The organism is Paenibacillus sp. 2RAB27 (assembly GCF_052115445.1).
Taxonomy (GTDB): domain Bacteria; phylum Bacillota; class Bacilli; order Paenibacillales; family NBRC-103111; genus Paenibacillus_E.
The window spans coordinates 1-534 of record NZ_JBFRGR010000109.1; the positions used below are offsets into that span (position 1 = coordinate 1).

Below are 534 nucleotides of genomic sequence, written 5' to 3' on the forward strand. Positions count from 1 at the left end.
GTATAACGGAACATAAGGAGCATGTATATCGACTCGCCTATAGTTATGTGAAAAATCAAGAGGATGCACTCGACATCGTACAAGAKGCGATTCAGAAAGCTTTTGCAGCAGCAGATTCGTTGAAAAGCCATGTAGCCATTAAAAGCTGGTTTTACCGAATTGTCGTCAATACCTCATTAGATTTCTTGCGTAAACATAAGAAGCTTACCGTCATGGATGATGTGACGATGGAAGCGATAACGCCTGGCAGTGAAGATGCCTATACGAATATTGACTTGGAGAGAGCGCTGGAAGATTTGCCGACCATGTATCGCAGTGTGATTACGCTTCGTTATTTTGAAGATTTGAAGATCGATGAAATTGCGGATGTGTTAAAAGAAAACTCGAGTACGATCAAGACTCGGCTCTACCAAGCACTTAAACTTTTACGGATAAAAATGAACGATGATACGCTTGTGGAGGTAAACTAACCATGGATGAGAAGCTAGAACAAATGAAACAAACCTATATGGACATCCCCATTCCTGCAGAACT

Annotated in this window: 1 protein-coding gene; it reads left to right on the forward strand. The window is 41.3% G+C overall.

The features are described from left to right. Positions 1 to 2: 2 nt before the first annotated feature. Entirely contained in the window at positions 3 to 470 is a 468-nt protein-coding gene (locus AB4114_RS35855; protein WP_441992685.1) for an RNA polymerase sigma factor, read from the forward strand. Positions 471 to 534 lie beyond the last annotated feature (64 nt).